Annotated in this window: 27 protein-coding genes and 1 pseudogene; 10 read left to right on the top strand and 18 right to left on the bottom strand. The window is 67.2% G+C overall.

Features of this window, described 5'->3' with window-relative positions:
• Positions 1 to 376 precede the first annotated feature (376 nt).
• The gene (locus tag AB0H42_RS33800; RefSeq protein ID WP_357063453.1) at positions 377 to 1,168 is read left to right on the top strand and encodes an SDR family oxidoreductase; all 792 of its coding nucleotides are present in this window, start codon (positions 377 to 379) and stop codon (positions 1,166 to 1,168) included.
• Positions 1,169 to 1,208: 40 nt separating this feature from the next.
• On the opposite strand, the gene AB0H42_RS33805 is transcribed toward AB0H42_RS33800, so the two are convergent.
• The 4 genes from AB0H42_RS33805 to AB0H42_RS33820 all read right to left on the bottom strand — a co-directional run bounded on the left by AB0H42_RS33805 (position 1,209) and on the right by AB0H42_RS33820 (position 5,642).
• A complete protein-coding gene (locus tag AB0H42_RS33805) occupies positions 1,209 to 2,051 on the bottom strand; it encodes an IclR family transcriptional regulator (protein ID WP_357063455.1) in 843 nt (280 codons plus the stop codon).
• A 237-nt stretch (positions 2,052 to 2,288) separates the two neighbouring features.
• Positions 2,289 to 3,194, bottom strand: a complete 906-nt coding sequence (bphC, locus tag AB0H42_RS33810; protein ID WP_357063458.1) for a biphenyl-2,3-diol 1,2-dioxygenase — start codon at positions 3,192 to 3,194, stop codon at positions 2,289 to 2,291.
• Between the two features lie 33 nt (positions 3,195 to 3,227).
• Complete coding sequence (locus AB0H42_RS33815) at positions 3,228 to 4,409, bottom strand: acyl-CoA dehydrogenase family protein (RefSeq protein WP_357063515.1); 1,182 nt, start codon at positions 4,407 to 4,409, stop codon at positions 3,228 to 3,230.
• A 57-nt stretch (positions 4,410 to 4,466) separates the two neighbouring features.
• Entirely contained in the window at positions 4,467 to 5,642 is a 1,176-nt protein-coding gene (locus AB0H42_RS33820; protein WP_357063461.1) for a Rieske 2Fe-2S domain-containing protein, read from the bottom strand.
• A 363-nt stretch (positions 5,643 to 6,005) separates the two neighbouring features.
• Here AB0H42_RS33820 and AB0H42_RS33825 point away from each other — a divergent pair, with 363 nt between their 5' ends.
• Positions 6,006 to 7,304, top strand: a complete 1,299-nt coding sequence (locus tag AB0H42_RS33825) for a TetR/AcrR family transcriptional regulator (RefSeq protein ID WP_357063464.1) — start codon at positions 6,006 to 6,008, stop codon at positions 7,302 to 7,304.
• A 33-nt stretch (positions 7,305 to 7,337) separates the two neighbouring features.
• On the opposite strand, the gene AB0H42_RS33830 is transcribed toward AB0H42_RS33825, so the two are convergent.
• From AB0H42_RS33830 to AB0H42_RS33880, 11 genes are read right to left on the bottom strand one after another with little or no spacing between them, the layout of a single operon-like run.
• Positions 7,338 to 8,057 carry a hypothetical protein gene (locus tag AB0H42_RS33830; protein ID WP_357063466.1) on the bottom strand — a complete coding sequence of 240 codons (720 nt, stop codon included), beginning with the start codon at positions 8,055 to 8,057 and terminating at the stop codon, positions 7,338 to 7,340.
• A gap of 13 nt (positions 8,058 to 8,070) precedes the next feature.
• Positions 8,071 to 9,252, bottom strand: a complete 1,182-nt coding sequence (locus AB0H42_RS33835) for an MCE family protein (protein ID WP_357063468.1) — start codon at positions 9,250 to 9,252, stop codon at positions 8,071 to 8,073.
• A complete protein-coding gene (locus AB0H42_RS33840) occupies positions 9,249 to 10,376 on the bottom strand; it encodes an MCE family protein (protein WP_357063471.1) in 1,128 nt (375 codons plus the stop codon). Before AB0H42_RS33840 ends, AB0H42_RS33835 begins: the two co-directional genes overlap by 4 nt.
• Positions 10,373 to 11,473, bottom strand: coding sequence for an MCE family protein (locus AB0H42_RS33845; protein WP_357063474.1), 1,101 nt, complete (start codon positions 11,471 to 11,473; stop codon positions 10,373 to 10,375). The genes AB0H42_RS33840 and AB0H42_RS33845 overlap by 4 nt, the downstream gene beginning before the upstream one ends.
• Positions 11,470 to 12,483 carry an MCE family protein gene (locus AB0H42_RS33850; RefSeq protein WP_357063477.1) on the bottom strand — a complete coding sequence of 338 codons (1,014 nt, stop codon included), beginning with the start codon at positions 12,481 to 12,483 and terminating at the stop codon, positions 11,470 to 11,472. The genes AB0H42_RS33845 and AB0H42_RS33850 overlap by 4 nt, the downstream gene beginning before the upstream one ends.
• A complete protein-coding gene (locus AB0H42_RS33855) occupies positions 12,483 to 13,505 on the bottom strand; it encodes an MlaD family protein (protein ID WP_357063479.1) in 1,023 nt (340 codons plus the stop codon). The genes AB0H42_RS33850 and AB0H42_RS33855 overlap by 1 nt, the downstream gene beginning before the upstream one ends.
• A complete protein-coding gene (locus AB0H42_RS33860; protein WP_357063482.1) occupies positions 13,505 to 14,977 on the bottom strand; it encodes an MCE family protein in 1,473 nt (490 codons plus the stop codon). The genes AB0H42_RS33855 and AB0H42_RS33860 overlap by 1 nt, the downstream gene beginning before the upstream one ends.
• A gap of 6 nt (positions 14,978 to 14,983) precedes the next feature.
• Positions 14,984 to 15,847, bottom strand: a complete 864-nt coding sequence (locus AB0H42_RS33865) for an ABC transporter permease (protein WP_030525282.1) — start codon at positions 15,845 to 15,847, stop codon at positions 14,984 to 14,986.
• A 1-nt stretch (position 15,848) separates the two neighbouring features.
• Positions 15,849 to 16,709, bottom strand: coding sequence for an ABC transporter permease (locus AB0H42_RS33870; RefSeq protein WP_357063484.1), 861 nt, complete (start codon positions 16,707 to 16,709; stop codon positions 15,849 to 15,851).
• Positions 16,703 to 16,918 (bottom strand): hypothetical protein, encoded by a 216-nt coding sequence (locus tag AB0H42_RS33875; protein WP_357063487.1) that lies wholly within the window; start codon positions 16,916 to 16,918, stop codon positions 16,703 to 16,705. The genes AB0H42_RS33870 and AB0H42_RS33875 overlap by 7 nt, the downstream gene beginning before the upstream one ends.
• A complete protein-coding gene (locus AB0H42_RS33880) occupies positions 16,918 to 17,142 on the bottom strand; it encodes a hypothetical protein (RefSeq protein WP_030525279.1) in 225 nt (74 codons plus the stop codon). Before AB0H42_RS33880 ends, AB0H42_RS33875 begins: the two co-directional genes overlap by 1 nt.
• 276 nt (positions 17,143 to 17,418) lie before the next feature.
• On the opposite strand from AB0H42_RS33880, the gene AB0H42_RS33885 reads away from it, so the two are divergent.
• The 6 genes and pseudogenes from AB0H42_RS33885 to AB0H42_RS33910 form a co-directional block, all read left to right on the top strand.
• Positions 17,419 to 18,351: an oxygenase MpaB family protein gene (locus AB0H42_RS33885; RefSeq protein ID WP_357063490.1), complete on the top strand. Its 933-nt coding sequence runs from the start codon at positions 17,419 to 17,421 to the stop codon at positions 18,349 to 18,351.
• A 537-nt stretch (positions 18,352 to 18,888) separates the two neighbouring features.
• Positions 18,889 to 20,211, top strand: a complete 1,323-nt coding sequence (locus tag AB0H42_RS33890) for a sugar ABC transporter substrate-binding protein (protein WP_357063493.1) — start codon at positions 18,889 to 18,891, stop codon at positions 20,209 to 20,211.
• On the top strand, positions 20,208 to 21,161 hold the full coding sequence (locus AB0H42_RS33895; RefSeq protein WP_357063496.1) for a sugar ABC transporter permease: 954 nt from the start codon (positions 20,208 to 20,210) through the stop codon (positions 21,159 to 21,161). Before AB0H42_RS33890 ends, AB0H42_RS33895 begins: the two co-directional genes overlap by 4 nt.
• The gene (locus tag AB0H42_RS33900) at positions 21,158 to 22,003 is read left to right on the top strand and encodes a carbohydrate ABC transporter permease (RefSeq protein ID WP_357063498.1); all 846 of its coding nucleotides are present in this window, start codon (positions 21,158 to 21,160) and stop codon (positions 22,001 to 22,003) included. The genes AB0H42_RS33895 and AB0H42_RS33900 overlap by 4 nt, the downstream gene beginning before the upstream one ends.
• A 191-nt stretch (positions 22,004 to 22,194) precedes the next feature.
• Complete coding sequence (locus tag AB0H42_RS33905) at positions 22,195 to 22,509, top strand: hypothetical protein (protein WP_357063500.1); 315 nt, start codon at positions 22,195 to 22,197, stop codon at positions 22,507 to 22,509.
• Between the two features lie 61 nt (positions 22,510 to 22,570).
• Positions 22,571 to 22,687 (top strand): annotated as a pseudogene (locus AB0H42_RS33910) (carbohydrate ABC transporter permease); the annotation flags it as partial.
• A 17-nt stretch (positions 22,688 to 22,704) separates the two neighbouring features.
• Here the strand turns inward: AB0H42_RS33910 and AB0H42_RS33915 are convergent.
• Positions 22,705 to 23,544, bottom strand: coding sequence for a class I SAM-dependent methyltransferase (locus AB0H42_RS33915; protein WP_357063502.1), 840 nt, complete (start codon positions 23,542 to 23,544; stop codon positions 22,705 to 22,707).
• A 71-nt stretch (positions 23,545 to 23,615) separates the two neighbouring features.
• Between AB0H42_RS33915 and AB0H42_RS33920 the strand changes: the two genes are divergently transcribed.
• On the top strand, positions 23,616 to 24,212 hold the full coding sequence (locus tag AB0H42_RS33920; RefSeq protein WP_357063505.1) for a TetR family transcriptional regulator: 597 nt from the start codon (positions 23,616 to 23,618) through the stop codon (positions 24,210 to 24,212).
• Positions 24,213 to 24,404: 192 nt separating this feature from the next.
• On the opposite strand, the gene AB0H42_RS33925 is transcribed toward AB0H42_RS33920, so the two are convergent.
• A complete protein-coding gene (locus AB0H42_RS33925) occupies positions 24,405 to 24,593 on the bottom strand; it encodes a DUF397 domain-containing protein (protein WP_357063508.1) in 189 nt (62 codons plus the stop codon).
• Positions 24,583 to 25,485, bottom strand: coding sequence for a helix-turn-helix transcriptional regulator (locus tag AB0H42_RS33930; protein WP_357063510.1), 903 nt, complete (start codon positions 25,483 to 25,485; stop codon positions 24,583 to 24,585). Before AB0H42_RS33930 ends, AB0H42_RS33925 begins: the two co-directional genes overlap by 11 nt.
• 218 nt (positions 25,486 to 25,703) lie before the next feature.
• On the opposite strand from AB0H42_RS33930, the gene AB0H42_RS33935 reads away from it, so the two are divergent.
• Positions 25,704 to 26,354, top strand: a complete 651-nt coding sequence (locus tag AB0H42_RS33935; protein WP_357063512.1) for a hypothetical protein — start codon at positions 25,704 to 25,706, stop codon at positions 26,352 to 26,354.
• Positions 26,355 to 26,753: the final 399 nt, after the last annotated feature.

A 26,753-nucleotide genomic window follows, 5' to 3' on the forward strand; every position in this document is an offset into this window, starting at 1 on the left:
AAGCCCTTTTCGCCGTTGAACCACTTCACACTGCCTTGCGACATACTGTTTCTTTACTTCCTGTTGCGAGCCGAGCGATCACTTCAACAACCCGTGCTCACCCCCCAGCATGCCACAGCTCGGCCGCCACTCCCCGAAAGGCCAGGCCGTACACCACACCGGGTGAGCACGGGGCGGTGCACCGGTGTGCATCGGGCACCGCGCACCGGGTGATGTGCAAAACCGTCGGCGGGCGGCGACTGCCAGTCGATGCACCGCCGCACCACCCCGCGACAACGACAAATAGTGCGGCGAGCCGGGCGGCGAAGCGCCCCCTGGCCGCACTGCCACGAACGGGCAGTGGCGGTCGACAGCGCATCCGGCCTAGCGTCTCGCCATGACCACCACAGCAGTTGTGACCGGCGCCGGCCGCGGTATCGGATTCGCCCTCGCCCGCCATCTCGCCGACGCGGGCCATCTGGTCGTGCTCACCGATATCGACGGTGACGCCGCCCGGCGGGCCGCCGCGGAGATCGGCCGGGGCGCGGTCGGGCTCGCGCAGGATGTCCGCGAGATCGCCGGGCACCGCGAGATCGCCGCGCGAGCCGCGACTCTGGGACGGCTCACGACCTGGGTGAACAATGCCGGGGTGCTCTTCGCGGGCAATGCCTGGACCCATCCGGACGAGGAGGTCGCCACCATCCTGGACGTGAACATTCGCGGCGTCGTGGCGGGGACCGCGGCCGCGATCGCGCAGATGGGACAGGCGGGCGGCGTCGTGCTGAATGTCGCGTCGCTCTCGGCGCTCACTCCGGTCCCGGGTCTCGCGCTGTACGCCGCGACCAAGGCGGCCGTCCTGTCCTACACGACCTCGGTGCAGGGCGACCTCGGGCATGCCGGGCTACCCGTCCGGGTCCGCGCCCTGTGTCCCGATGTGGTCGGCACCCGGATGGTGACCGCACGGGCGGCGGATCCCGGTGCGGCGCTGCTGTTCGCCGGGCCGAAGCCGATGGACGAGGACGCCGTCGCCCGCGCGGGGATGGCGCTGATGGACAGTCGGCAGATCTTCCGGGTGATGCCGCGATGGCGCGGTGCGCTGGTGCGCGGCGTCGATCTGGCGCCCGCGTTCGGTCTGAGCCTGGTCGCGCTGATGCGCAAGCTGGGTGATCGCCGTCAGGCCGGTAGCTGACCGAGCACGTCTCCCGTGCCGGCAACGCTTTCGGCACCGGTCAGACGTACTGCAAGGCCGCCGGCGGGTGGGGCCTCGGCCCCGATCCCAGCGGGCGGGACTGCTGCAGCGTGGGATGCACCCGGACCCGCCCGTCCTCGACATTGCGCCAGATCCCCAGCGCGGTCGTGCGCACCGGCGCGGCCGTGCGGTGATCGAAGCTCATCCGGTCCACCGGCCCGCAAATCGATACCGCGGCCACCGCCTGACCGATTTCCCCGACCGGTGCCGCCACGCACCCGAATCCCGCCAGTGATTCCTCGCGCTCGAACGCGATACCGTGCGCGCGGACCTTGGCCAGTTCGGCCCGCAGTTGCGCGGCCGTGGCGATGGAGTACCGGGTCTTCGGCCGGACGGGGCCGGCACCGAACACATTGCCGCGCTCGCCGTCGGCATAGGCGAGGATCGCTTTGCCCACCGCCGTACAGTGCGCGGGCTGCCGGCCCCCGACCCGGGTCGGTACCGCGCCCGCCAGCCGTCCGCCGACCTTGTCCAGATACACCACGTCCGTACCGTCGAGCACCGCCAGATGCACCACACATCCGGTGGTGCGGTGCAGTTCGTGCAGGAAGGGCACGGCGGCGCGGTGCAGCCGGTCCTGGTGCACCGCCAGCGAGCCGAGTTCCATCAGCCGCAGGCCCAGTTCGTAGTCCCGGCCGTCGCGCCGCAACCAGCGCAGTTGGACGAGCCGCTCCAGGATGCGGTGCGCCGAGGACCGGGGTAGTCCGGTGCGCCGCACTATCTGGGCGAGCGTGAGGCGCCCCGGGCCCTCGAACGCGTCGAGAACGAGCGAGACGCGGTCGAGCACAGCGCTCGGGGTGGCGGCGTCGGCCTGCATAGTCATGAGCCCTCCATTGGGTCTGCGAGCTGATGCCCAATCGAATATGCCGAATAGGCATATTCCTATTAGTAGCATTTCCTTGTGGTAGCTGTCACACGAATCGCAAAGGTTGGCCGAAAATCACGAACGGCCCCTGAACCGGGCGATACGCCCGGCCCGGGGGCCGTCGATTCCAGGAGCACGCAACAGAGCCGAGGCCCCGTCCGAGGCCTCGGCTCCGCATCGCCGCAGGCGGCGCGATTACATCGCAGCCAGTGGTTCGCTACCGGACCAATCGTGACCCCAGTAGCTGTCCGCGGTGATCTCCTCCGCGGAGTAGTACTTCTCGTCGACCCGCATCCCGTCGGTCCCGAATTCGATATCCCAGCCGCCGGGGGCGCGCACGTAGAACGACACCATCTTGTCGTTGGTGTGCCGGCCCAGCGTCGAGGACACCGAGAACCCGTCCTCCGCCACCCGGTCCAGCGCCTGGCCCACCGCGTCGAGCGAATCGACCTCCACCATGATGTGCACCAGCCCGGGCGCGCCGCCGTGCGGCGCGGGGCACAACGCCAGGCTGTGGTGGCGTTCGTTCACGCCGAGGAAACGGATCCGCACCGGCCCGAACTCCGGCGGCGCCGGTACCCGGAACGCGCCGCGCGGCAGGAAACCGAGCACCTCGGTGTAGAACTCGAACGCGCCGCCGAGGTCCATGGTCGGCAGCACCACATGCCCCAGGCCCTGGGCGCCCGTGACGAACCGGGCGCCGAACGGGGTCACCACCGGACTGTGGTCGAGTATCGGGCCGTGGAAAACCTCCAGCGTGGCGCCGGCGGGGTCGGTGAAGGTGATCGCCTCCTCCACCCGGCGGGCGTCGGTGTCGGCCCGGGACAGCGATTCCACCGTGGTACCCGCCTTCGACACGGTCTCCCGCACCCGCCGCAGCGCCGCGTGGTCACGGACCTCCCAGCCGATCCGCACCACCTCGTCGCTCTCCCCGGCGACCACCACGATCCGCGCGGCCCGTTCGTCCATCCGCAGGTAGAGAGCGTTCTTGTCGGGTCCCGACCCCTCCGCGAAGCCGAGCACGCCGAAGGCGAACTGCCGCCAGCGCTCCATATTCGTGGTCTGGATCTGTACGTAGCCGAGGCTCTTGATATCGGTCATTTCGTTCCTGTCGTTCTTCTCGTCCCCGGCCGGTCAGATCATCGAGCGCAGATGCTCGGCCGGATCGAACCCCATCGAGCTCAGCGCTGAGGCGTGGTAGACGGTGCTCGGTACATGGATGGCGTGGTTGAGGCCGGCGTGGGCGTCGCGCCAGTACCGCTGCAGTGGTGTGTCCATGCGCAGCGCGTTACCGCCCGACCGGGCGAAGATCTGGTCCACGGCCATCACCGCCCGCCAGGCCGCCCGGACCTGGGTGCGGCGGCCGGCCGCGCGGAGCGCGAAATCCACCTCGCCGCCGGATTCGACGATCCCCCAGATCCGGTCCACATTGGCCAGCAGTTCCTGGCGCGCGGCGTTGATATCGGCGGCGGCCTCGCTGATCGCGAACAGCACGTACGGATCGTCCTTGACCGCCGTCCCCTGCGCGCCCACCCGGCCGCGCTGATAGTCCAGATGCGCGGCCAGCGCCCCCTCCGCGATGCCGATGACCGCCGCGCTGATACCCAGCGGGAACATCATCGACCACGGCATCCTGTACAGCGTCTCGGTGACTCCGTATTCGCGCTGCGCGGTGCCGTCGATGACATGGTCGCCGTTCATCACCCGGTACGACGGCACGAACGCGTCTTTCACGACGATGTCCTTGGAACCGGTGCCTTTGAGCCCCACCACGTTCCACGAGCCCTCGACGATCTCGTAATCGGCGCGGGGCAGGATCATGTGCAGCATCGTCGGCGGATCGGCGATACCGCCCTGTTCGTCGCCGAGCATGGCGCCGAGGAAGATCCAGTCACAGTGGTCGGTACCGGAGCTGAACTGCCAGCGGCCGTTGAAGACATAGCCGCCGTCCACCGGGCGGGCGATACCGGTCGGCGCGTACGGCGATGCCATCCAGGTGTCGTTGTCGGCGCCCCACACTTCCTCCTGCACCCGCGGATCGGCGAAGGCCAGCTGCCAGGGATGGACCCCGACGATGCCGCAGATCCAGCCGGTGGCCGGATCGAGCGCCGCCGCGGACATCACCGATTCGGCGAACTCCCGCGGATGCGCCTCGAACCCGCCGTACTTCTTCGGCTGCAACAACCGGATCGCGCCCGCCGATTTCAGCAGTTTCGCGGTCGAATCCGGCAGCCGGCCGAGCCGTTCGGCCGCCGGGGCCTGGTCGCGCAGCTGATCGGCGATCGCCGCGAGATTGTCGAGAACTCTGGTCATGATGGGTTCCTAAGTAACGCGCGCCGGATGTTCACCCGGCGCGCACGAAAGATGTCCGGTTCAGGTGGTGGTGTCGAGTACCGCACCGCGGGCGATGTTGTCCGCGACCTCCGCCTCCCAGCTGGTGACGGCGCGTTCGGTATCGATCTCGAATTCGAACCGTTTGGTCATGTCCTCGGTGATGTCCTCGACATCCACGTAGAACTGCTGGTACCAGCGGCGCAGCTGGTACACCGGCCCGTCCTCCTCGGAGAGCAGCGGGTTGTCGATGGGCGCCTTGTTCTTCCAGATCTCGACGTCCTGTTCGAAACCCACCTCGACACCGCGCGCGAATCGCGCCGCCATCGCCGCGGCGTCGGAGTCCGACATGCCCTGGGGTTTCTTCACCATCGCGCCGTACTGCAGGACGAACGAATTCGACGTCACCGGGTAGTGGCAGTTGATCAGCACCGTCTCGATCGTCATGCCCTGCGCCTCGTTCCACAGCCAGTCGATCATGTAGGAGGGGCCGAAGTACGAGGCATCCGAGCGCAGCGAGGAATTCGGATCGTCGTAGTTGGTGCCGACATTGATATCGCCGCGCGGGGTGGACCGCATGTACTGGGTCGCCACATGCCCTTCGAAAACGTTCTTGAAGTAACGCGGGAAGGAGTAGTGGACGTAGAAGAAGTGGGCCATATCGACCACGTTGTCCACGATTTCCCGGCAGTTCGACCCCTCGACCAGCAGGGAGTTCCAGGTCCAGTCGGTCCACTCCGAGGTGCCGTAGCCCTCGATCTCCGGGACCGTCACCGCGTCGGTGGGTTTGCTGCCCTGCGGGTCGTGCCAGACGAACAGCTGACCGTTGCGTTCCAGCGTCGGCCAGGCCCGGGTGCGGGCCAGCGGCGGTACGCGCCGGGCGTACGGGATCCCGGTGCACTTGCCGTTACCACCCCAGCGCCAGTCGTGGAACGGGCAGGCGATGGAATCGCCTTTGACCGATCCCTGGGCCAGGTTGCCGCCCATATGCCGGCAGTACGCGTCGAGCACGTGCAGCGTGTCGTCGGTCTCGGACCGGAACACCACCAGCGTGGTGCCGAATGCCTCGACCTCGTGTGGCTGCCCGTCCCGGAACGATTTCGCCAGGCCCAGGCAGTGCCAGCCGCGCGCGAACCGGGTCGGGGCCGCGGCCGCCTCGATCTGCCTGTATTCGTCTGTACCGTGCTGGGGTCGCCCGTTCGGTGCAAGATCCGGCATCGGAACCTCCATGTTCCAGCGGAGTTGTGTGACTGCGCCGATAGTGACCCGGGGCACCGGGTCGCCCCAGCCGCGTTCCCGGTCAGTGGACACGTTTCGGCGCCGCGATCGCGCCGGGGTGCCCCGCCCGGCCGGAATCCCCGGTCACTTCGACCGCCGCGGTACCCCGTATCCGGAACTCGGGGATACCGGTTTGTGCCATGGTTGTGTTCTCCCTCCGGGGAGTCCTCGTGCCCCCGGCCCCCGCGGCCACCCGGCGACGAGCCGGAAACCCGGGCCGGGCCGCGCACCGGCCGCCCGGAACGGGCCCCTGACCGGGGGTGCGCGGCATTGTCGCTGGTTACCCGACGATAGGATTACGGAATGAGCGTCGACAATCGCCGGGTCCGGTCGTCAGCGCCGCCGGTGCGCGCGAACGGTCGCGACGATCCGGGCAGCGACGCCGCCACCGGGAAGAAGGAGAGTGCCGCGGCGGCTCGCCCCGTACGGCGCCGGCCGAAGAACCGGCGGGCACAGATCGCGGCGGCCGCGGCCAACGCGTTCGGTTCGCAGGGATACCACGGCGTGAGCATGGAGGACATCGCCGGCGGGCTCGGTATCAGTTCCGCCGCCCTGTACCGCCACTACCCCAGTAAGTACGCGCTGTTCCAGGAGGAGTCGCTGCGAGTCGGCCAGGCCATGGCCGAATCGGTGCGGCTCGACGCCGAAGCCGCGGCGGCCCGGCCCGAGCAGCGGTTACGGACGGTGCTGGAAGCACTCAGCGCGGTCACGGTCGCCAACCGGGCCAGTGTGGCGCTGGTGCGCTGGGAAGGCCGCTACCTGGAGCCGGCGGACCGCGAGATTCGGGAGGTCCAGCAGAACGCGGTGCTGGAGGCACTGGGTACCCGGCTCGCCGCCTACCGTCCGCAGCTGCGCGGTCAGGACCGTCAGGTGCTGGTGGTGGCCCTGCTGTCGGTGATCACCAGCATCGCCGATCACCATGCGACGCTACCTACGAAAGCCCTTGTCGGATTGCTGGTTTCCACCGCCATGGATCTCGCGGCCGTCTCCCTCCCGGAACCGGGGGAGGTCGAACCCGCCCGCCCGGTGGAAATCCCGGAATCGTTCAAGCACGAACTGCTGCTCCGCAAGGGTGTGGAACTCTTCCACGCCCGCGGATACCCGAATGTGAGTGTGGAGGACATCGCCACCGCGGCGGGCCTGTCCGCGGCGTCCGCGGTGTACCGCTTCTACCGCGGTAAGAGCGATCTGCTGGCCGCTGCCTTCCGGCGCGCCGCCGAACGGGTGTCCAGCGCCATCGGTCCCGCGGTGGCGGGGGCGGCCGGACCGCGTGAGGCGCTGGATTCGCTGATCGACCAGTACGTCGAGGGTTCGTTCGCCGAACGGGAACTCACCTTCGTCTACTACACCGAATTCCAGCACGTACCCGCCGAGGAACGCGCCGCCCTGCGCAATGTGCAGCGGCTGAGCGTAGAGGAGTGGGCGCGGCTGGTCCGGCAGGTGCGTCCCGAACTCTCCGGCCCGCAGGCACGTTTTCTCGTCCATGCGGCCTTCGCCCTCGTGGTCGACCTGGGCCGCGCGCTCGGCACGGTCGCGACCGCCTCGCAGGAGCGGGTCGCCCTGCTCATGCGGACAGTCCTGTACGGCCGGCCCGCCCAGTAGCTCCCGTGGGAGTGGGCGCGCAGCCGTACCCGGTCACGATGGGGGGCCGGGAGCGAGCGGGGTGATCATCTGGTCGACCAGCCAGTGTCCGTCGATCTTCTGCATCCGCATCACCATGCTCAACTGCCCCGGCGCGGGCTGTCCCCGGGTGCCCAGGCTGGTGATGGTCTGCCCGATCACCACCACGGTCTCGGCCGAATGCGCGTCGGCCTGTTTCACCGCGCACTGGATATCACCGGCGGTGGAGACCACCTGACCCGCGACGAGCGCCTCCCGCAGTTCGGCGGTGGTCGTCTCGAATTCCTTCTTCCAGCCGCCGGTGGCGCCCGCCGCCACCGCCGAGAAGTACGGGTCCAGATCCTTCGCGTCGTAGTTGGCGAGCACCGGAGCATAGCGGCAGGCCGCCTGCCGCGCTTCCTCGTACGCGGCCAGGGTTTCGGATTTGTCCTGTTCCTGCACATACAGGTAGCCGGCCACCCCGACCGCGCCCAGCAGCACGACCGCGGCGGCGACGAGAACAGCGAGCGCCGGGCGGGTGATCCGGGCGGTGGGGCGCGGCTTCCCCGCACCCGCATCGGTGCCCTCGTCGTCCGGATCGGTGACCTTCCGCAACCGGTCCGCGCCGCCATCCGGCGCCGGATCCGGGGCATTCGCGGCAGCTGCGGAATCCGCCGTACCGGGCGACGGGGCTTCCTCGTTCGCTGCCGCGGAATCCGCCGCGTCCCCGCTTGCCACGGATTTGTCCTCGCTCATGCTCGTCTACTCCTCAACGGCCCGGAATCGGGCGGGACAGTTCGTCACCGCTGGCGCCGGGCGGTGGTCCGGCGGTGTTGTCGGGCACATTCGGCCGGGGCGCGTTGGCCGAACCACGTACCTGCAACGCCGGATCATCGGTCACACAGTAGTTGTACAAAGGCACTCGGGTATCGGCCATGCGCTCGGTGGGGACCAGCGGAATCGTGTTGTACTCGCAGGTGGGGCGCGGCCAGATATCCACCAGCGTATGGAAGATCCCGTCGTGCACCGGCACGTTCAGCGCCGCGGTACCCGCCCGCAGCGCCGGGAACAGCGCGGCGATCGCCGGTTGCCGCAGTTTCGCGGCCCGGGTGATGGCCACGAAATTGGTGACCAGGTTCGTTATCGGGTCCTGGGTTTCGGTGACGAAACCGCCCAGGGTGGCAAGCTGCCCGGGCGCGAGGTCCAGCAGTCGCCGCACTTCCTGGTCGGCCGCGGTGAGTTGCCGGAACAGCGCCCCCGCGGAACCGGTCAGGGTCCCGAGGTCGGGTTGGGCGTACTGCGTGGTCTCGGCGATCACGGTCAGGTTCTCGATGAGCTGCCGGGTCTGCGGCAGCAGACCCTCCAGACCCGCCATGGCGCGGCTGATGCCGGAGATCATATTGCGCAGCCGGTCCGGTCCGCCGGCCAGCGCCTTGTCCAGTTCGTCGACGATCACCGTGAGCCGCTCGGGATTGAGTCCGCTGATCATCGCGCTCATATTCGACAGCAGCGAATGCGTCGTCACCGGAATTTTCGTGCGCGCCACCTCGACCCGGTCACCGTCGCGCAGGTAGGGGCCGGTATCGGCGTCGGGCCGGAAGTCCAGGTACTGCTCGCCCACCGCCGAGAGCCGCCCGACCACCACGGTGCCGCCCACCGGAATATCTATCGCGGAGTCGATCTCGGCGACGGCCTCGATCCCGGTCTCCGAGACCCGGACATCGGCGACCCGACCCACCCGAGAGCCGCGGAAATTGACATCGTTGTCCGCGAGCAGCCCGCCGGACCCGGTCAGTTCCACCGTCACTCGGTAGGTGCTGTCGGGCAGCAGATTGATCCGCAGCACCGCGGCGCCCAGATACCCGCACCCCACGACCAGCACCACCACCAGGCCGAGGTTCGCCACGCCGACCCGATGCCGGACCAGCCAGTTCCAGAGCGGAATGTTCATCGCGGACCCTCCTGCGACGCCGGGCCGGGCTGCGGCGGACTGGTCAGCCGGCCCTGGATCTTCTGCAGCACCTGCGTAAGGCTGCCGATGAAGGCCGGCACATCCGACCCGTCCGGCAGCCGGCTGCGCGACGGATCGGTCAGCGCGCCGACGCTCAGGTAGGAGACCCGAGCCGCGACGGCCAGGGTAGGGCCCTCGAAGGACTGTTCCAGGGACGGGTACAGCGTGTGCAGACCGTCCAGGGTCTGCCGCAGATTGTCGCCCATCGCCGTGAAACCACCCATGAGCCGCCGGATGCTGTCGAACAGGCTGATGAATTCCGGGCTGGTGGTATCGCTGAAATCACCCAGCGCCGACATGGTCACCGAGATCTTCTGGATCAGCGAGGTGATGTCCCGGTTGTTCTCCGCCACCAGCCCCAGCAGATCGGGGAAGGTATCCGCGGCCAGGCCCAGTTCCTGTTTGCGCGCGGCGAGTTCGCCGGTGAGCACATTGACCCCGTGCAGCACACTGTCGATATCGGCGGTCCGGGTGTTCAGTGCGCTCAGCACCCGGGTCATCTCGGTGATCAGGTGGCCCAGTTGCGGAGCGCGGCCGGCGAACATCGAATCCATTTCGGCGGTGATCCGCGCCGCCTGGTTCAACCCGCCACCGTTGAGCAGCAGTGATACCGACATCATGAGTTCTTCCACCGAGGCGCCGGCACCGGTGTGATCGGTATCGATCACATCGCCTTCGCCCAGCAGCACCGCGCCGGGTTCGTCCCGGGGCAGGGTCATGGCGACGAAGATATCGCCGAGCGGGGTCCCCTGCCGTAGTTCCGCGGTGGTCCCGCGCGGTAGCCGGATGTCCTCGCGGATGAGCATGTCCACATCGGCGACGAAATCGGTGGTGGAGATATCGGTGACCACCCCGATATCGGTGCCGCCGATCTTCACATGGGCCCGGTCGGGCAGGTTGAGCGCGTCGGCGAACCGCACGCGCAGGGCATATCCCGGCCCGCCGATACCCGGCTCCGGCATCGGCACGTTCTGCACCGTCAGCACCCCGCACCCCGGTACCGCCAGCACCGCCGCCGTCACGAGGACCGCCAACCTCCCATAGATCCGCCCCGCGTACCTCATTGCGTCATCCCCAGCAGTGCGGCGGTGATCCCGAAATCCGGCCCGAAATCCTGGATCCGGCCGGTGCGGCAGCCGTCGGAACGCATCTGCACCCGTTCGCAGAAGGTGGACAGCACCTCGTTGTCGAGCAGCGCCTTGTCCAGCAGCGCGTGCACTCGGAATGCCTGGTGTTCGTGACTCACACCGCCTGCGAGGTTCTCGAAGAACAGCGGGCCCACGTCCACCAGTTCGGTCAGGCCGCGGGCGTTGGCCCGCATCTGCGCGGTAATGGTGACGAATCGCTGCAACGCCCCGGCGAGCTGGTCGCGGTTCTCCCCGACCAGCGTCGAGGTGTTGTTCACGAAATCGTTCAACTGGACCAGAACCGCGTGCAGACCCGGTGACTGATCCCCCATCAGCTGTATCAGTTCGGTGAGCCGGGCACTGAAATCGCGCACGGTCTGGTCGTTCTGGGCGACGACCTGGGTGATCTCGTTCAGTTTGATGATGGTGTTGGCGATCTGGTCCTTGTTGGCGAAGGTCACCTCGAATGCGGCCGACAGGTCGTCGAGGGTTTCGCGCAACCGGTCGCCGTTACCGTCGAGCAGCGGGAACAGCACCCGGCTGGCCAGCGGCCCGGCTTCGCTGTCGCCTTTGAGCGCGGCGCCGAGCTGGTCGAAATTATCCAGGATGCGGTCCAGCTCCACCGGGACCCGGGTGCGTTCCAGCGGAATATGCGCCCCGTCGACGAGTTTCGGGCCGGTACCGCTGTAGGCGGGCGCGAGCTCGACGTGCCGGTTGGTGATCAGCTGCGGCGAGATGAGCGCGGCCATGGCGTCGGCGGGTACATCGACATTCTTGTCCAATGCCATGGTGACCTCGACGTAGCTGCCGCGCGGTGTCACGGTCTCGACCCGGCCCACCGGCACGCCGAGCACCGCGACCTCGTTCCCGGCGTACAGGCCGGCCACATTCTCGAAATCGGCGCTGATCCGGACGTGCTCGCCCAGATACTGTTCCGGCAGTCCCGCGATACTGTCGGGCAGGACCGAGCAGCCCGCCGCGCACAGTCCGGCGATACCGGCCGCGAGCACCCGCGCGAGTATGCGTAGGTTCACTTTCCACACCCCTGTACGACCTGTGCGAAACACAGCCAGTTGTCCGGCAGGAACCAGGGCGCCCACACATCGGCGTAGGGCCCGTTGCCGATCACATTGTTGAACTGCCGCAGCGACACCGGCAGGATCTCGTAGAGCCGGTCCAGGTTGTCCCGGTTCTTCTCCAGCCCCTGGGTCATCGTGTTCAGGTTCTGGATCAGCGGGCCCAGCTGCCCGTTGTTCTCCAGGCCCATATCGCGCAGCAGCCCCGACAGCGCGGCGACATTGTCCAGCAACCGGCGCAGCAGGTCCTGGCGCAGGGCCACCGCGTTACCGATCGCCTCACCGCGGGTGAGCAGCATCAGCACGCTGTTCTGGTTGTCGGCGACCTGCTGGGAGAACTGGTCCATGCTCTGGAGCAGGGTGTCCACCTCGTCGCGCCGGGCATTGATCACCTTCGCCAGCGCGCCGATCGAATCCAGCGCGGTCACCGCGAGTTCCGGAGAGTCACCCATCTGCTGGGAGAAGACGTCCAGCGCCTGCCGCAGTTTGTCCGGGTCGATGCGCTCGATCCGCTCGAACGACGAGGTGTACTTCGGGTCCTGGATGACCTTGGCCAGGTTGTACGGAACCGAGGTGTTGGCCAGCGGGATCCGGCCGTCCGCTGATTCCTCTCCCGAACCGGGCACCAGTTCGATGTGCATGCGGCCGAGGATGGTCGACATCTTGATAGCGGCACGTGCGTCGGTGGCCACCCGGATATCCCGGCTGATCTTCATCACGATCTCGACCTTGTCGCCGGCCAGGCGTACCGAACGCACCTCACCGACCTCGATCCCGGAGACGTCCACCGTCGCACCCGCGCGCATTCCGGCCGCCTGCGCGAATTCCGCGGTCACGGTCTTGTCGCCGAGCCGCAACTGGGAGAGCACACTCGACCCGACCACCAGGGCGGCCACCGCGGCGGCGGCGAGCAGCCCCTGCCACAGGAACCGGTTCTTCGCGAAGGCCGGACGACGCAACCGGGCCATCAGCGGCACACCTCCGTCTGCGAATCGCCGCCGATCTGGGAGAACAGGCCCGGCGGCAGCAGCACACCCCACAGCGAGACGTCCAGATTGCAGATATAGGCGTTGCCGTAGGCGCCGTAGCCGGTGAAACGGGCCAGGCCGTTCAGTACGTTCGGCAGTTCGACCGCGGCCTGATCCAGGGCGGCGCCGTTGAACAGCAGCAGTTCCACCGCGGTGGTGGCCTGGTCCTGGGCGGCGGCGATATCGGGTTTGACCGAGCCGATCAGCGCGGTCAGCGAATCGGTGGAGTACGCCACCTGATCCACCGAACTCTTCAGCGACTCCCCCTCGGCGTACAGCGCGTCCATCAGGCCTCTCGTCTGGGTGATCAGTGTCTCCAACTCCTGGCTGCGATTGGCCAGCCCGGCGATCACACTGCTGAGGTTGGTGATCACCGCGCCGAGGATCTCGTCGCGCTGGCCGAAGGTGTGCGCCAGTTCCGCCGCCTGGGTGATCAGGGCGCTCAGCGAGACGCCGTCACCCTGCAGGGCCTGGATCAGGGTGTCCGACAGCGAATTGACCTGGTCTGGCTGGAGCACACTGAACAGCGGTTCGAACCCGGACAGCAGCGCCGACACATCGAATGATGGTTCGGTGCGCTCGACGGGGATATGTGCACCGGCCGGTATCTCGGTGCCCCGATCCTGGCCCGGCAGCAGCGCGATATAACGCTGACCGATCAGGTTTTGGTACCGCACCAGCGCTTTCGTGGTATCGGTGAGCCGCTGCCGGGCCTCGATACGCAGGACCAGGCGGGCCTTGTAGTCGTCCTCGAATTCGAGCGAATCGACCCGGCCCACCCGTACCCCGGCCATACGCACATCGTCGCCGACCCGCACCCCCATCACATCGGTGAAGGTGGCCGAATAGGTCTCGGTTTCCCCCGGCACCGACCGCTGCAGCGTCGACCAGATGGTAAAGGTCAGCACGATCGCGATCACAGCGAAGATACTGAAACCGGCAATTGTCCGCGCCAGGCGCATCAGGCCTCCCCGTCGGAGTAGACATCGATCGTGCCGCCCGCGAGTATCGGCGTGAGCAGCAGCAGTTCGGCCGCGGTGGGTTGTCTGCCGAGCAGTGCGGCGACGGCGGCGTGCCCGCGCAATTGCGCGATCGGCGCCCCGGCAGGAGCCGGTTGGCCGGGCACCGCCGGTTGGCCGGGCACCGCCGGCGCCGGCGCCGGCGCGGTCGGGGCAGTGGGGAACAGCGGCGTGGTGATCCCCGGGATGACGGGCAGACCGGGTAGCGCCGGGAGCCCGGGCAGCAGCGGCACGGCCGGAGCCTGCGCCGGTGCCGGTATCCCCGGGATCCGGGGCTGCGGTCGCGGTCCCGCCCCCTCGACCCAGCCGGGCAGCAGCGTGGCCGGATACTCCTGCGGCGGCGCGGTCTGCGGCACCGAGGGCCCGCCGCAGCGCGGGCCGGCCATCTCGCCGTAGCGCGGGCAATCCTTCGCCGTGTACTGCTGGAACGGCGTGAACGATACGTCCAGGCTCCAGCGCATCTGCCGCTGCGCGCCCCAGCCGAAGGCGCCCGAGAGCTTCCCGAGGGCCGCGTTGAGATTGGCCACCGCGGTCGGGATCGCCTCCGGGTCCTGCGCCAGCGACCCGAAGAGTCCATCGAGGCCGGGCACCAGGTCCTTGGCCGCGTCGGGATTGCGGGCGAACAGCTCGTTCACCGAATTCACCGCGCCACTGGCGTTGGCGAGCATGGTGATCAGGTTCTCCCGGCGTTCGGTGAGAGTGCGGGCGGTGGTCACCGATTCCGAGAGCACACCGACGAGTTCGGGCGCCGACACGCTCAGCGCCGTGGTCGCCCGGCCCAGGTCACCGAGCAGATCGCCGACCCCCTCGATATGCCGGACCTCGGTGACCCACTTGTCCAGCCGCTCGATCGTCGATCCGGGCGCCCGGGCGCCGGGGTCCAGCGCTTCGGAGAAGGTCGCCAGGACCCGGCCGAGCTTCTCCGGCTGGATATTGTCCAGCACGTTCCGCAGCATGGTGAGCGTCGTCTGCAACTGCACCGTTCCGGCGCTGGTGTCCTCGGGAATTTCCGCGCCGGCGGCCAACCGGCCGGGCGCGGCACCGTTGTCCACGAGTTCGATTCCGGTGACACCGAACAGGTTGTTCGGGATCACCCGGGCGGTCACGGTATCGGGAATGGTCGGCGCGATCCGGGGGTCGAGATCGATCCGGACCTGTTGCCGTTGCCCGGCGGCCACCACGGCCACGTCGGTCACCGCGCCCACCACCATGCCCCGGAACTTCACGTCGGCGCGCTCGGGCAACCCGTCACCGGTGCTGGTGAGCACCGCGTCGACCGGCACCCGGTCCTCGAACCGGCCGGTGTAGCGGAGGCCGAGCAGGCCCAGCAGCACCGCCACCAGCGTGATCATCGCCAGGCCGGCCACCGTCATATGCCACGGGCGCGGCCCGCGACCACTGTGATCGATGAACATCGCCACCTACCCCGAAATCCGGAAGCCGGGGTCGATACCCCAGATGGCCAAGGTCAGGAACAGATTCGCGAACACCATCACGACGATCACCATCTTGATCGCCTGCCCGGCCGCCACCCCCACCCCTTCGGGGCCGCCGGTGGCGAAGAATCCGTAATAACACTGGATATAGGTCGCCAGCAGCACGAACACCACGACCTTGAGCAGCGAGAAGAAGAGGTCCGGGCCGAGGAGGAACTGGAAGAAGTAGTGGTCGTAGGTACCCGCCGAGGTGCCGCCCAGCAGCAGCACCGACAGTTTCGTGGCCAGATACGCGACCGCCAGTCCCACGCTGTACAGCGGAATGATGGTGACGGTGGCCGCGATCATCCGGGTGCTCACCAGATACGGCAGCGGCCGGATGGCGATGGATTCCAGCGCGTCGATCTCCTCGGCGATCCGCATGGACCCCAGCTGCGCGGTGAATCGGCAGCCGGCCTGGATCGCGAACGCGAGAGTGGCAAGAATCGGCGCTAACTCCCGGGTGGTCGCGAAGCCGGAGATGGCTCCGGTGAGCGGGCCCATGGTCAGCAGGTTCAGCGCGCTGAAAGCCTCCATGCCCACGGTGATCCCGCCGAAACCACACAGGATGATCACCACACCGACGGTTCCGCCGCCCACGACGAGCGAACCGTTGCCCCATCCCACGTCGGCGGTCAGCCGCAGCACTTCCTTGCGATAGTGCTTCAGCACGAACGGGATCGCGACCAGTGCCTGGACGAAGGTGATGCCCTGGTGGCCGAGACGGCGGTTGGCGGCAATGGGCACCGCCGCTGCCGAGGTCACCATCCGGACCGGTTTGAGCGCCGGTGGCGTGTACGGAGTGCCCACCTCAGATCACCTTCGTCGGGAAGACGGTGTTGTACACCTGCGTGATGATGATGTTGGTGGCGAACAGCATCAGCGCCGAGGAGACGACCGCCGAGTTCACCGCGTCGGCCACGCCCCCGGGCCCGCCCTTGGCATGCAATCCGATATCGCAGGCGATGATCGCGGTCAGCACCCCGAAGATCGCCGATTTCACCAGCGCCACCGCCATATCGTTGGCGACGGCGAATGAGGCGAAGGAGCCGATGAACGAGCCCGGTGTCCCGGATTGCGCGTAGACGTTGAACATATAGGCGGTCGCGAAACCGACGAACACGATGAATCCGCACAGCAGCATGCTCACCACCACGGCCGCCACCAGCCGTGGTGCCACGAGTCTGCGGACGGGGTCGACCCCCATCACCATCATGGCGTCGATCTCCTCCCGGATGGTCCGGGAACCGAGATCGGCGCAGATGGCCGAACCCACCGCGCCCGCGATCATGAGCGAGGTGACCAGCGGCGCGCCCTGGCGGATGATGCCCAGGCCGGCCACGGCACCGATGAAGGTGGTGGCGCCGACCTGGTTCACCAGCGCGCCGATCTGGATCGACACCACCACCGCGATGGGCATGGCGACGAAGATGGTGGGCGCGGCGGACACATTGGCCATGAAGGCGCACTGTTTGGCGAACTCCTCGAACGGGAAACGCCGCGCGAGAACCGCTTTCACGGTCTCCACCACGGCTTCCCGGCCCAGGGTCACCTGCCGGCCCAGGGTTTCCAGGGAGCGCTGCGGATGCCGCTGCCACAGCCCTTTGAGATCGTCGACCGCCTGCTCGAGGTCGGTGCGCTGCGCCGGTTTCTCCGGCCCGGTCGTCACCATGGCAGGTCCGGGCCGGTCGTCTCGAGGTCACCGGCCAGGTACTGCTGCAACAGCACGAACCCGGCGCCCACCACCGCGAGTCCGGCGGCGAGGACACACAGCAGGGCGAGCCAGAGACCGAAACGCAGAATCGGGTTGACCTTCATCCGCCCACCGAGGATCTTGACGACGATCACCAGGATGTCGATGAGCCATACCAGCGCCATCATCAGGTCATCGTCACGTTCGCGAAGGTGAGCACGGGCCAGCACACGATGGAACCGAGGAACGAGATGATCACGTCCAGACCGTGCATCTCACGCAGATGCGATGTGTGCGTGAGCGTCCAGACGATCCCGATGAGCCCGTAGGGAATGCCGAGGATGATCAGAGTCCCGAGAAACTCGGACACCTTCATCTCGTAGCTGAACAGTCGATCCAGCCGTTTGAGCATAGTGCGTTCCTTCCTTGACCGGCCGCTGACGCACCCTCCCCGCGGGGGAACGTCTGAGACGGTCGGGTCGGAGCGGTATGTTACGCACTATTCCTGTGCTAGCGGAAGCTTTCGGCGAAGATTCCTGGTCCGGGAACACCGCTGGATACCTGTTCTCGGTACGTTTCACAAAGCACTCATTGAGACATAAGTTAGCGACTGTTCATTGATACCAACTGACTGTCGATAGAATCTGAAGTAACTTAGACCACACCGGATCCCTGTGGAAGGACACGCATGACCGCCGCCGCACACTCCTGGCAAACCGAAGCCGCGCCCGATTCGCGGCCCGCCGATCAGCCGCGGCTGACCACCGAGCAGACGCGCATCCGGATCGGCACCACCCACCGCCCGTTCACCAAACGTCCCCTGAAACTCACCGACGCTCTGGACTTCTGGCAGTTCGCGGGGGCCGCGGCGAACGTCATCATGCAGATGGCGCGGCCCGGGGTCGGCTACGGCGTCGCCGAGAGCAAAGTGGAATCGGGTTCACTGATGAAGCGGCCGTGGAAACGCGCCCGCACCACCACCCAGTACCTGGCCGTGGCCATCCTCGGTGACGAGGAGGAGAAGAAGGCCTTCCGGGAAGCGGTGAACGGCGCCCACCGCCAGGTGCGGTCCGAACCCGGAGCCCCGGTGAAGTACAACGCCTTCGACCGCGAACTCCAGCTCTGGGTGGCGGCCTGTCTCTACATCGGCTTCGAGGACACCTACCAGCTGCTCGCCGGCCGGATGAGCCCCGAACAGAACGAGGCGTTCTACCGGTCCTCGTCCTCCCTGGGCACTACGTTGCAGGTCACCGAGGATATGTGGCCGGCCACCCGAGCCGAGTTCGACGAATACTGGAACACCGCCTGCGAGCAGGCGGTGCTCGACGATTTCGTCCGCTCCTACCTCGAGGACCTGCTGAACCTGCGGATGATCCACTGGTACCTGCGTATTCCGTTCCGTGGCCTGCTCAGATTTCTCACCATCGGTTTCCTGAGCCCCTGGTTCCGTGAGCAGATGCGGGTCGAATGGTCCGATGCAGATCAGCGCCGGTTCGAGAATCTCTTCCTCTTCGTCGGCTTCGTGAACCGATTCATCCCCCGCTTCCTGCGGCACGGCGGCAGTTACGCCCTGATGGCCGACGTACGGCGCCGTATCAAAAGGCAGAAGAACCTCATCTGACCCCGGAGCGTCGTACCGACTGGGTTCCCGACCAGCAGGCCGTCGAACGGCAAGGGGGCCGGGGCACTCAACTCGCACACGCGCTGAGCGCGGCCTGCGGCCGGGATCTCCATTCCGGAACAGAGAGCTCCAGTGCCACACACTGGTTCGAACCGCACCGCTCCGACGAGAGTGGCGGCAGCGACCCGGTAATCGATCTGAGTGAGTTCGCGGACGATCTGGCGGACCTGGGTTTCGATATCGACGACCTCCACCCTGATGAGGAGTAGGCAAACCGGCATTCCCGCCAGCGATCGGTGGCGATCGGTGGCCGACGGGCCCGGCGCGGCGAGCCGGTGACTCCCCGCCACCAGGGCTCATGAGATGCAGGCGAGTCGCTCGGGTCGATTCGCACGGCGGCGTTGGACAATCGCAGGGGCCGGGCCGCGGCACCCGTCGAAGACAGAAGGGACGGCACCCGGCGCTCGAGGCACGAATCGCGGTTCCGGACTCGGACGATCTCGCGCGAGCGGGCGCGGCGCAGGAGGTGATCGCGGCGTGGGTGGGCGAGAAACGCCGCTCGGGCGGCGCGGATTTCTCCGCGCCACCGGCGGCATCGGCGCGGCGCTGGCGGTATCGGCGCTGGGTGGGTGCGGCAACGACGACGACGCGCTGACGTTCTTCTTCCAGGCCAACCCCGCCGAAGCCGACGGACGCCAGCGGGTGATCGACGAGTTCACCCGCAGAAACCCGGATATCCGAGTGCGCACCCTGCTGTCCGGTCCCGACCCGATGCAGCAGATGCTGACCTTCTGCGCGGGCGGCAGATGTCCCGACGTGTTGATGGCGTGGGAACAGACCTATGCCGGTCTCGCCGACCGGGGCGTGCTGCTGGATCTGAACACCCTGCTCGACCGCGATCCGGCCTTCGCCGCCGACCTGTCGGCAGATGGCGCCTCTGCGCTGTACGACACCTTCGCTTTCGAAGGCGGGCAGTACGCGCTCCCGGAGCAGTGGTCGGGAAACTTTCTGTTCTGCAACAGGACACTGTTCGACCAGGCCGGACTGCAACCTCCCGGCCGGTGGGAAGACGCGTGGAGCTTCGCCGAGTTCCTGGACATCGGCCGCGCGCTCACCGAGCGTGATCGGTCCGGCGAGGTCCGGCAGTGGGGGTTCGTCGATACCTGGGTGCCGTACTATTCGGCCGGTCTCTTCGCCGTCAACAACGGCGCCGAATGGGCGAGCCCGCGAACCGTTCCCGAGCGTTCGGACTTCTCCACCGCTGCTTTCATCGAAGGCGTCCAGTTCTATGCGGACCTGGCCAACAGGTATCGGCTGGCGCCGAGTCCGGCGGATCAGCAGTCGATCTCGGCGATGGACCTGTTCACGCAGGGCAGAGCCACGCTGGCGATGGGCGGGCACTGGCGGTACCGCACCTTCGCCGAGGCCGACGACCTGGATTTCGATATCACCGCGCTCCCGGCCGGGCCGGCGATCCGCGGTGCGCGCTCGAATATCGGCACCACGGGCCTCGCCATAGCCGCCGGCAGCCGCCGGAAAGATCAGGCATGGGAGTTCCTGAAGTTCGCGGCCGGACCGGTCGGCCAGGCGGTTGTCGCGGAGACCGGCCTTTTCGTGCCGGCTCTCGGCTCCGCGGTGCGATCCCCCGGGTTCGCCGCGGCGCACAGCAATATCCGTAACCTGGACATTCTCGTCGATGGACCGGCGCATTCCGCTCCCTTGCCGGTCACGGCGGATTGGCCGCGTATCGACGCGCTGATGGACCGGTACATCGGCCCTGTGCTCCGCGGCGCCGTCCCCGCGACCTCGCTGGCGGACCATCTCGCTCCGGAAGCCGACGAAGTGCTGCGCAACCGATGACCACCACCGACGAGATCACGACCGAGAAACCGGCGGCACCGGTTGCCGCCACCGGACGGCGCCGCTCGGAGTCGGCGAAGCGGCAGGCACGGGCGGCCCGGCTGTTCATCGCCCCGAACCTCCTGGCGGTCGTGGTGTTCCTGGTCTTCCCATTGGGCTTCTCGCTCTATTTGAGCTTTCACGAGTGGGATATGTTCGGGCCGATCCGGTTCACCGGGCTGCGGAACTTCCGTGAGCTGCTCACCGCGGATCCGCTGTTCGCCATCGCGTTGCGGAACACCATCGTCTACACCCTCGGGACGCTGATTCCCACCGTGTCGATAAGCCTCGTCGTCGCCGCGACCCTGAATCGCGGAGTCCGGGGAACCGGCTTCTTCCGGACGGTCATGTTCCTGCCCCTGGCGATATCGAGTGTGGTGATGGCGGTGATCTGGCGTTTCGTCTTCGATACGAACAACGGGCTGCTCAATACGATGCTCGGCCGGGTCGGCATCGGTCCCATCCCCTGGTTGGTCGAACCGCGGTGGGCGATGGTCTCGGTCTGCCTGGTCAGCGTGTGGAAGAGCATCCCGTTCGCCACCGTCGTGCTGCTCGCCGCGATGCAGGGCGTCCCGCGGGACCTCTACGAAGCGGCGAAGATCGACGGAGCCGGCGCGATCCGGCGATTCATATCGATCACTGTGCCCCTGATCCGGGGCGCGCTGTCCTTCGTCCTCGTCGTCTCGATCATCGACTCGGTGCAGGCCTTCGACCAGATCTACGTGCTCACCGGCGGCAACGGCGGCCCGGAAACCGGAACCTACGTCTTCGGCATCATGATCTTCCAGAACGCCTTCGCGTTCGGTGACGCCGGCTACGCGTCGGCCATCGCCTGGTCGATCTTCCTGGTCCTGCTGGCGCTGACCGTCGCGCAACTATGGTTCGCCCGCAAGAACTCGACGGAGCAGTGACGGTGGTACCGGGCCGGCGGGCCCGCGCCTTCGTCCGGGCCGGTGCGCTCTACCTCGCGCTCCTCGCGATGGCTTGGTGCGCCCTGCTCCCCATCCTGTGGGCGTTGGCGGGCTCGGTGAAGAAGCAGTCCGAAGTCACCACACCGACCCTGCTTCCGCGTGAACCGCAGTGGTCCAACTACCGCACCGTTTTCCAGGAGATGCCGTTCGGCCGGATGTTCCTCAACACCGTCCTCTACGCCGGATGTGTCACCGCCGGCCAGGTCTTCTTCTGCTCACTGGCCGGATACGCGTTCGCCCGGCTGCGCTTCCCCGGCCGTGACGCCCTGTTCGTGGCCTATCTGGCCACGCTCATGGTCCCGCTCACCGTGACCGTGGTGCCCCAGTTCCTGCTCATCCGGGTGCTGGGTTTGACGGATACCCCCTGGGCGTTGATCCTGCCCGGGCTGTTCGGCAGTGCGTTCGGCACCTACCTGATGCGGCAGTTCTTCCGCACCCTCCCCGTGGAACTCGAAGAGGCCGCCGTCCTCGACGGCTGCTCCCCGTGGCAGATCTACTGGCGGGTCCTGCTGCCCAATGCCAAACCGGCGGTGATGGTTCTCGCCGTACTCACCTGGGTCGACGTCTGGAACGATTTCCTGTGGCCGCTGGTGATGATCCAACGCCGGGAGATCTCCACCGTCACCCTCGGCCTGGTCTGGATGCAGGGGCAATACGTCTCGGATTGGCCGGTGCTGATGGCCGCGTCCATGCTGATCCTGCTACCGCTGGTCATCGTCTACGCCGTCGCGCAGAAGGCGTTCCTCCGGGGTATCGGCATGTCGGGTTTCGGTGGACGGTGACGGGCCGCTACCGCGCACTACCCGGGGTAGAGGTTCATGTAGAAGCTATCTACCTGGACCCCCTCCACACATATCGGAACGACCCGAGTTGTACAGCGTTGACGCCGAGCCGGTTCGGTCGCCGATCATGATGGCCTCGACACCCGATATAGATTGGCCTCGGTATGAAGAACCTGTTCAGAGGAGCCGCAATGGCTCTACTGATTCTCACCGCGAGTGCGCTCCTCACACAGTCGAACCTGCCTGCAGCCAGTGATGGCAGAGACCAGAAGGGACTGGCCCAGTTGACAAACCAGCCACCGACCCCGCCCGAGCAGTCGGACGACGACTACGACGTCGGACTCGAGGAACCCGTCATCGACGACGACGAGCCGTCGACCTGGCAGGATTTCGCCGAGGACGCCCGCACGGGTGGAGCCGGCGAGCCTGTTGTCGGCCTCCCGGGATTCGGATTCGAGCTCCCTGGGCCCGCGCGATCCGTGATCGAAGAGCCGGGCCCTCGGTAGCCCGCCTTTGGAACGGCTGACCAGCGCATGCCCAGGGCTCGACCCCGGCCTGCCCGTCTCCTGGCCCGTCGGCATGGCCGCGTCCCTGCTGATCCCGCTACCGCTGGTCATCGTCTACGCCGTCGCGCAGAAGGCATTCCTGCGCGGTATCGGCATGTCGGGTTTCGGTGGACGGTGACGAACCGGGCCGCACCCTTACCGCGTTGCCGGCTGATTCCGCTCGGTAGCCGGTGCGGTGATCACCACGGTGGTGTAGTCCATGACGAAGCTGCCGCCGGCATCGTCGACCGCGGACCCGATACCGGCGAGCAGTTGTTCGAGCGTGTCCGGCGGGAACTGGCTGTGACCGCCGAAGGTCGGTACCTGCTCGAGCCACTCGTCCCTGGTGAAGCGGCGGGTCCAGGGAAACTCCCACTGTTCGGGCGTCCCGAATGTGCCTGCTCGACGCATCCCGTCGCCGACCGCCTTGAACTGGCCGGCGTACATGGTGGGGCCCCCGAATGGTCCTCGGGCGAACGGCGAGCCGGGCAGGAGCCGCTGATAGACGGCCCCGAAAGCCTGCGCGAGCTCGGCCGGGGGCGCGAACGCGTTCCAGAAGACGGCCAGGCGGCCACCCGGCCGCAGGACCTGTGCCGCCTTGGTGGCTCCGCGGACGGGGTCCACCCAGTGCCAGGACTGCCCGGAGACCACCGCGTCGAAGTCCCGGTCCGCGGGATCCCAGTCCTCGAACTTCGCCACCTCGACGTCGAATCCCTGCCGGGCGGCGAACTCGGCCATTCGCGGGTCGACCTCGACGCCGAGCACGCGACATCCGGCCGCGGTGAAGGGCTGCGCCGAAATTCCGGTGCCGATTCCGACATCGAGGACATCGCGACCGGGAGCCTCCGCGATGATCCGGGCCACCATCGCGGCGGGGTAACGCGGCCGGGTTCGGTCATATCGTTCGGGGTCGTCGCCGAAGGACTGTGCCAGTCCACGTGCGTGGTGGGATTCGCCGACAGGGGACGACGGCGGCTCGGGCGGTAGAGTGACCATGCGCCCACTATGAGTGGGCGCATGCCCACTTGTCAATCGCGCAGCGCGCATTACGGAAAGACGGTGTCCTGATGCCGACCGGTGTGGCGTTGCGTGATGCGCGCGAACAACTCTTCGCCGCCGCCCGGCGTGTCCTGCTGGCCGGTGGCCCCCATGGATTGACCAGCCGGGCGGTGACCACCGAAGCCGGAGTCGCCAAAGGCGTGATCCACCGGCATTTCACCGACTTCGACGCCTTCCTCGCCGAATTCGTCCTCGACCGGATCGCAGCGCTCGACCGGCAGGCCGCGACGCTAGGCGACACCGCCGGGACCGGCTCCGTCGCCGCGAATCTCGCCGCGGCCCTGACCGAGCTGTTCGACCCGGTCGCGGTAGCGATCGTCGCGCTCATCGTTTCCCGCGACGATCTACGAGTCCGCCTGCGCGAGGCCGGCGCCGCCCCCATACCCGTCCTGGGCGAAGGCACCGCGATGATCGCCGACTACCTCACCACCGAACGGGACCTCGGACGCATCTCCGCGGACGCCGATGTCGCCACCCTCGCCCCCACGCTCACCGGCGCCGCACACCTGCTGTTCGCCGATCGCGAGCACGCACCCACCGCGGCCACCGTCCACAGGTCGGTAGCGGCCGTGCTCACCGGCGTCCTGCCGAAACCCCACGCCTGAACACGCCCGCGAAGGCCACCACACCCTCGAAGCGGTCGGCGGACCGCCGGCCATCGCCAGGCCATCGGCCCGGCTCCGACGGCCTCCAGAATGACCTGGTCGACGCGGCAACGACGCACCTTTTACGAACAGACTCTCGGCAGGAGAGAGCCGGGTAGACGGTCGGCCCGAGGAGGTCGGCGGGTCGTGCCCTCAGCCACGGGAGATGCGCTGGAGGAACTCGCCCCATTCCTCGGGGGCGAATACGAGCACCGGACCGGTTACGTTCTTCGAATCGCGCACCCCCACCGCATCACCGAGATGCGCGACCTCCACACATTCCCCGCCGTGCTGGCTGTAACTGCTCTTGAACCAGCGTGCGCTGGATAGGTCAGCGTGCACCTTCATGCTCCCTTGCCATGTTCCTGAGCCACTGCCGACCGCCAGTGTCGCCAAGGGCCCGGTCCTCGATCAGATCGTACGTGCGCAAAAAGCTCGCCACATCGTCGGCGTCCTCGATGTACATGTTGCCAACCACCCCCTCCAGAAAGACCACGGGCGGCTCGAGCGGTTCACCGGGCGCCGATTCCCCGAACAGGAGGACCACGAACGGAGGCATGGAGACGCCGCCCGGGAACCCGGCCTCGAACGGAAGTATGCCCAGCCGGATATTGTCGCGCGTCGACATGTCCGCAAGGTGCCTGAGCTGGGCGGCCATGACATTGCGTCCGCCGACAACTCGCCGGAGTGCGGCTTCCCCCACGACTACTTGCAGCGTCACCGGTTGAGTACGCCGAGTGATGATCTTCTGCCGCTGCATTTTGAGCTGCACGCGCCGATCTTGTTCCTCGAGAATGTCTTCGGGCCGCCGTTCACGCGCCAGAGCGCGATCGTAGTTCGCTGTCTGAAGTAGCCCCGGCACAAGATCCGGCTGATACGAGATCACCCTGGTCGCTGCCGCTTCGAGGCCCACGTAGACGTCGAAGTCCTTCGGAATGAGATCACCGTATTGATGCCACCAGTTCTTGACGTTGGCCTGCTTCGCCAGTCCCGTCAAGGCCGCGGTCAGATCTTCTGGTACGCCGTAGAGATCGCAGGCCGCCTGGATGTCGCGCGTCTTGATCCTGGAGTTCTCTCCTTTTTCGAGTCGTCCGAGGCTGGTCGCCCCCATCTCCAGTAGTTGAGCAGCCTTGGCCTGTGTGTAGCCGGCCCGCGTCCGCCACTCCAGCAGGTGCCTACCGAGTTGACGCCTGGGCAATGGAACCGATACCGCCTGCTGTATCAGGCATTTCATCCTCCGATTCGGGAGCCACCGATTCACCGATGCGGCGTAATCCTGCTACATGCGCCGGTTCTCGCGCTGGGAATGCGGAGATCTTCTTTCGGAGCGTCCGTTTCGGGTAGGAAGCCGGGAGCACGCGGTGTGTCATGGCCCTGCGCCAGGTTCTGCGTATTTCAGTGCAATCCGGGCGCCACCCGAAACTTTCTCGAGGAAACCGAGGTGCCCCAACCATGATGCGAGCCACCGCCGCCTGCCACCGCGACCGTCCCCGAGCCATCGGCTACCTCCGGACCGATATCTCCCGCGGCCACCAACCCCGGCACACCGACGCCATCCGCCTGCTGGCCCGGCGGCAGGGCCACACCCTGATCTACATCGTCCGATTGCGCCACGGCTCGGTGCCGGATCCGGTCGGCCACCTATTGGATATCGTCCGCGCCACCGCAACGACCACTCTGATCGTGCCCGACCTCACCCACGTCGATAACCAGCCCGGGCCCGTATGCGACGTCTGCGACCTCATCACCGTCTGCCCCGAACAGCTCTGGATGAAAAGCCGTGCCGGCGGCTCCGGCAATACCACCGAACCCGCCTGGCTGCCCGAGGACCGGCACAGTGAACCCCACCGTGGGCTGCCGCTGACCGAAGCACATCGAACTATGCAAGTGCACCTGACCTGCAATCCGCTCGACTGCCCGCGCAAGGCCGCCGCCTTCGCCAGGCTGGCCGAGGCCGGCAGACTGGTTCCCGCCTCGCGCAGCCCGCGCCAACGTGCCGCCGTCCGCGGAATTCCCTATCCGACGGCCGGGCCCACAGTTCCTCGAACGGGTCCACCGATCGACATCCTGCACCGGCTGCGCACCGCCCTCGACCAGGCATAACCATGCCCACCCACTTCGAACCGCCAGCCGAGGCCGACGTACACATCACCGTTTACCTGCACGGCCTGCGCATGGACTATCGAGCCGACGCCGACGCCGCCCGCCTGTTCATCCAGGAATGGACAGCCCACCACGGAACCCACACCGCAGCACTCCTTCCCGGACCCTCTCGAAACCTCCCGCGCCTCCCCTGCGAACGCCTGTACCGACAACCCTGACATATAGACATTCCTATAAGTTCGGCCGACACGAGTCCGCGATACATCACAGGCTGTATTGCTACCGACCATGCCCCGGCCCGCATCCGAGAGTGTCAGAATTTTTGTGGGCGGAACAGTGACCGTTCCGTTTAATTCCCAGTTATCCGCTCACCATAAAACAGCGCGAGCGTGTTGAGTA

The sequence above is a fragment of the Nocardia sp. NPDC050799 genome (assembly GCF_040654015.1).
In the GTDB taxonomy this organism is placed as follows: Bacteria; Actinomycetota; Actinomycetes; order Mycobacteriales; family Mycobacteriaceae; genus Nocardia.

What these genes read in the sequence shown, in the direction of transcription:
- AB0H42_RS33800 (WP_357063453.1), top strand. Translation starts at nt 377, where the DNA reads ATGACCACCACAGCAGTTGTGACCGGCGCCGGCCGCGGTATCGGATTC.
- AB0H42_RS33805 (WP_357063455.1), bottom strand. Translation starts at nt 2,051, where the DNA reads ATGACTATGCAGGCCGACGCCGCCACCCCGAGCGCTGTGCTCGACCGC.
- bphC (WP_357063458.1), bottom strand. Translation starts at nt 3,194, where the DNA reads ATGACCGATATCAAGAGCCTCGGCTACGTACAGATCCAGACCACGAAT.
- AB0H42_RS33820 (WP_357063461.1), bottom strand. Translation starts at nt 5,642, where the DNA reads ATGCCGGATCTTGCACCGAACGGGCGACCCCAGCACGGTACAGACGAA.
- AB0H42_RS33825 (WP_357063464.1), top strand. Translation starts at nt 6,006, where the DNA reads ATGAGCGTCGACAATCGCCGGGTCCGGTCGTCAGCGCCGCCGGTGCGC.
- AB0H42_RS33830 (WP_357063466.1), bottom strand. Translation starts at nt 8,057, where the DNA reads ATGAGCGAGGACAAATCCGTGGCAAGCGGGGACGCGGCGGATTCCGCG.
- AB0H42_RS33835 (WP_357063468.1), bottom strand. Translation starts at nt 9,252, where the DNA reads ATGAACATTCCGCTCTGGAACTGGCTGGTCCGGCATCGGGTCGGCGTG.
- AB0H42_RS33840 (WP_357063471.1), bottom strand. Translation starts at nt 10,376, where the DNA reads ATGAGGTACGCGGGGCGGATCTATGGGAGGTTGGCGGTCCTCGTGACG.
- AB0H42_RS33850 (WP_357063477.1), bottom strand. Translation starts at nt 12,483, where the DNA reads ATGGCCCGGTTGCGTCGTCCGGCCTTCGCGAAGAACCGGTTCCTGTGG.
- AB0H42_RS33855 (WP_357063479.1), bottom strand. Translation starts at nt 13,505, where the DNA reads ATGCGCCTGGCGCGGACAATTGCCGGTTTCAGTATCTTCGCTGTGATC.
- AB0H42_RS33860 (WP_357063482.1), bottom strand. Translation starts at nt 14,977, where the DNA reads ATGTTCATCGATCACAGTGGTCGCGGGCCGCGCCCGTGGCATATGACG.
- AB0H42_RS33870 (WP_357063484.1), bottom strand. Translation starts at nt 16,709, where the DNA reads ATGGTGACGACCGGGCCGGAGAAACCGGCGCAGCGCACCGACCTCGAG.
- AB0H42_RS33875 (WP_357063487.1), bottom strand. Translation starts at nt 16,918, where the DNA reads ATGATGGCGCTGGTATGGCTCATCGACATCCTGGTGATCGTCGTCAAG.
- AB0H42_RS33880 (WP_030525279.1), bottom strand. Translation starts at nt 17,142, where the DNA reads ATGCTCAAACGGCTGGATCGACTGTTCAGCTACGAGATGAAGGTGTCC.
- AB0H42_RS33885 (WP_357063490.1), top strand. Translation starts at nt 17,419, where the DNA reads ATGACCGCCGCCGCACACTCCTGGCAAACCGAAGCCGCGCCCGATTCG.
- AB0H42_RS33895 (WP_357063496.1), top strand. Translation starts at nt 20,208, where the DNA reads ATGACCACCACCGACGAGATCACGACCGAGAAACCGGCGGCACCGGTT.
- AB0H42_RS33905 (WP_357063500.1), top strand. Translation starts at nt 22,195, where the DNA reads ATGGCTCTACTGATTCTCACCGCGAGTGCGCTCCTCACACAGTCGAAC.
- AB0H42_RS33915 (WP_357063502.1), bottom strand. Translation starts at nt 23,544, where the DNA reads ATGGTCACTCTACCGCCCGAGCCGCCGTCGTCCCCTGTCGGCGAATCC.
- AB0H42_RS33920 (WP_357063505.1), top strand. Translation starts at nt 23,616, where the DNA reads ATGCCGACCGGTGTGGCGTTGCGTGATGCGCGCGAACAACTCTTCGCC.
- AB0H42_RS33930 (WP_357063510.1), bottom strand. Translation starts at nt 25,485, where the DNA reads ATGAAATGCCTGATACAGCAGGCGGTATCGGTTCCATTGCCCAGGCGT.
- AB0H42_RS33935 (WP_357063512.1), top strand. Translation starts at nt 25,704, where the DNA reads ATGATGCGAGCCACCGCCGCCTGCCACCGCGACCGTCCCCGAGCCATC.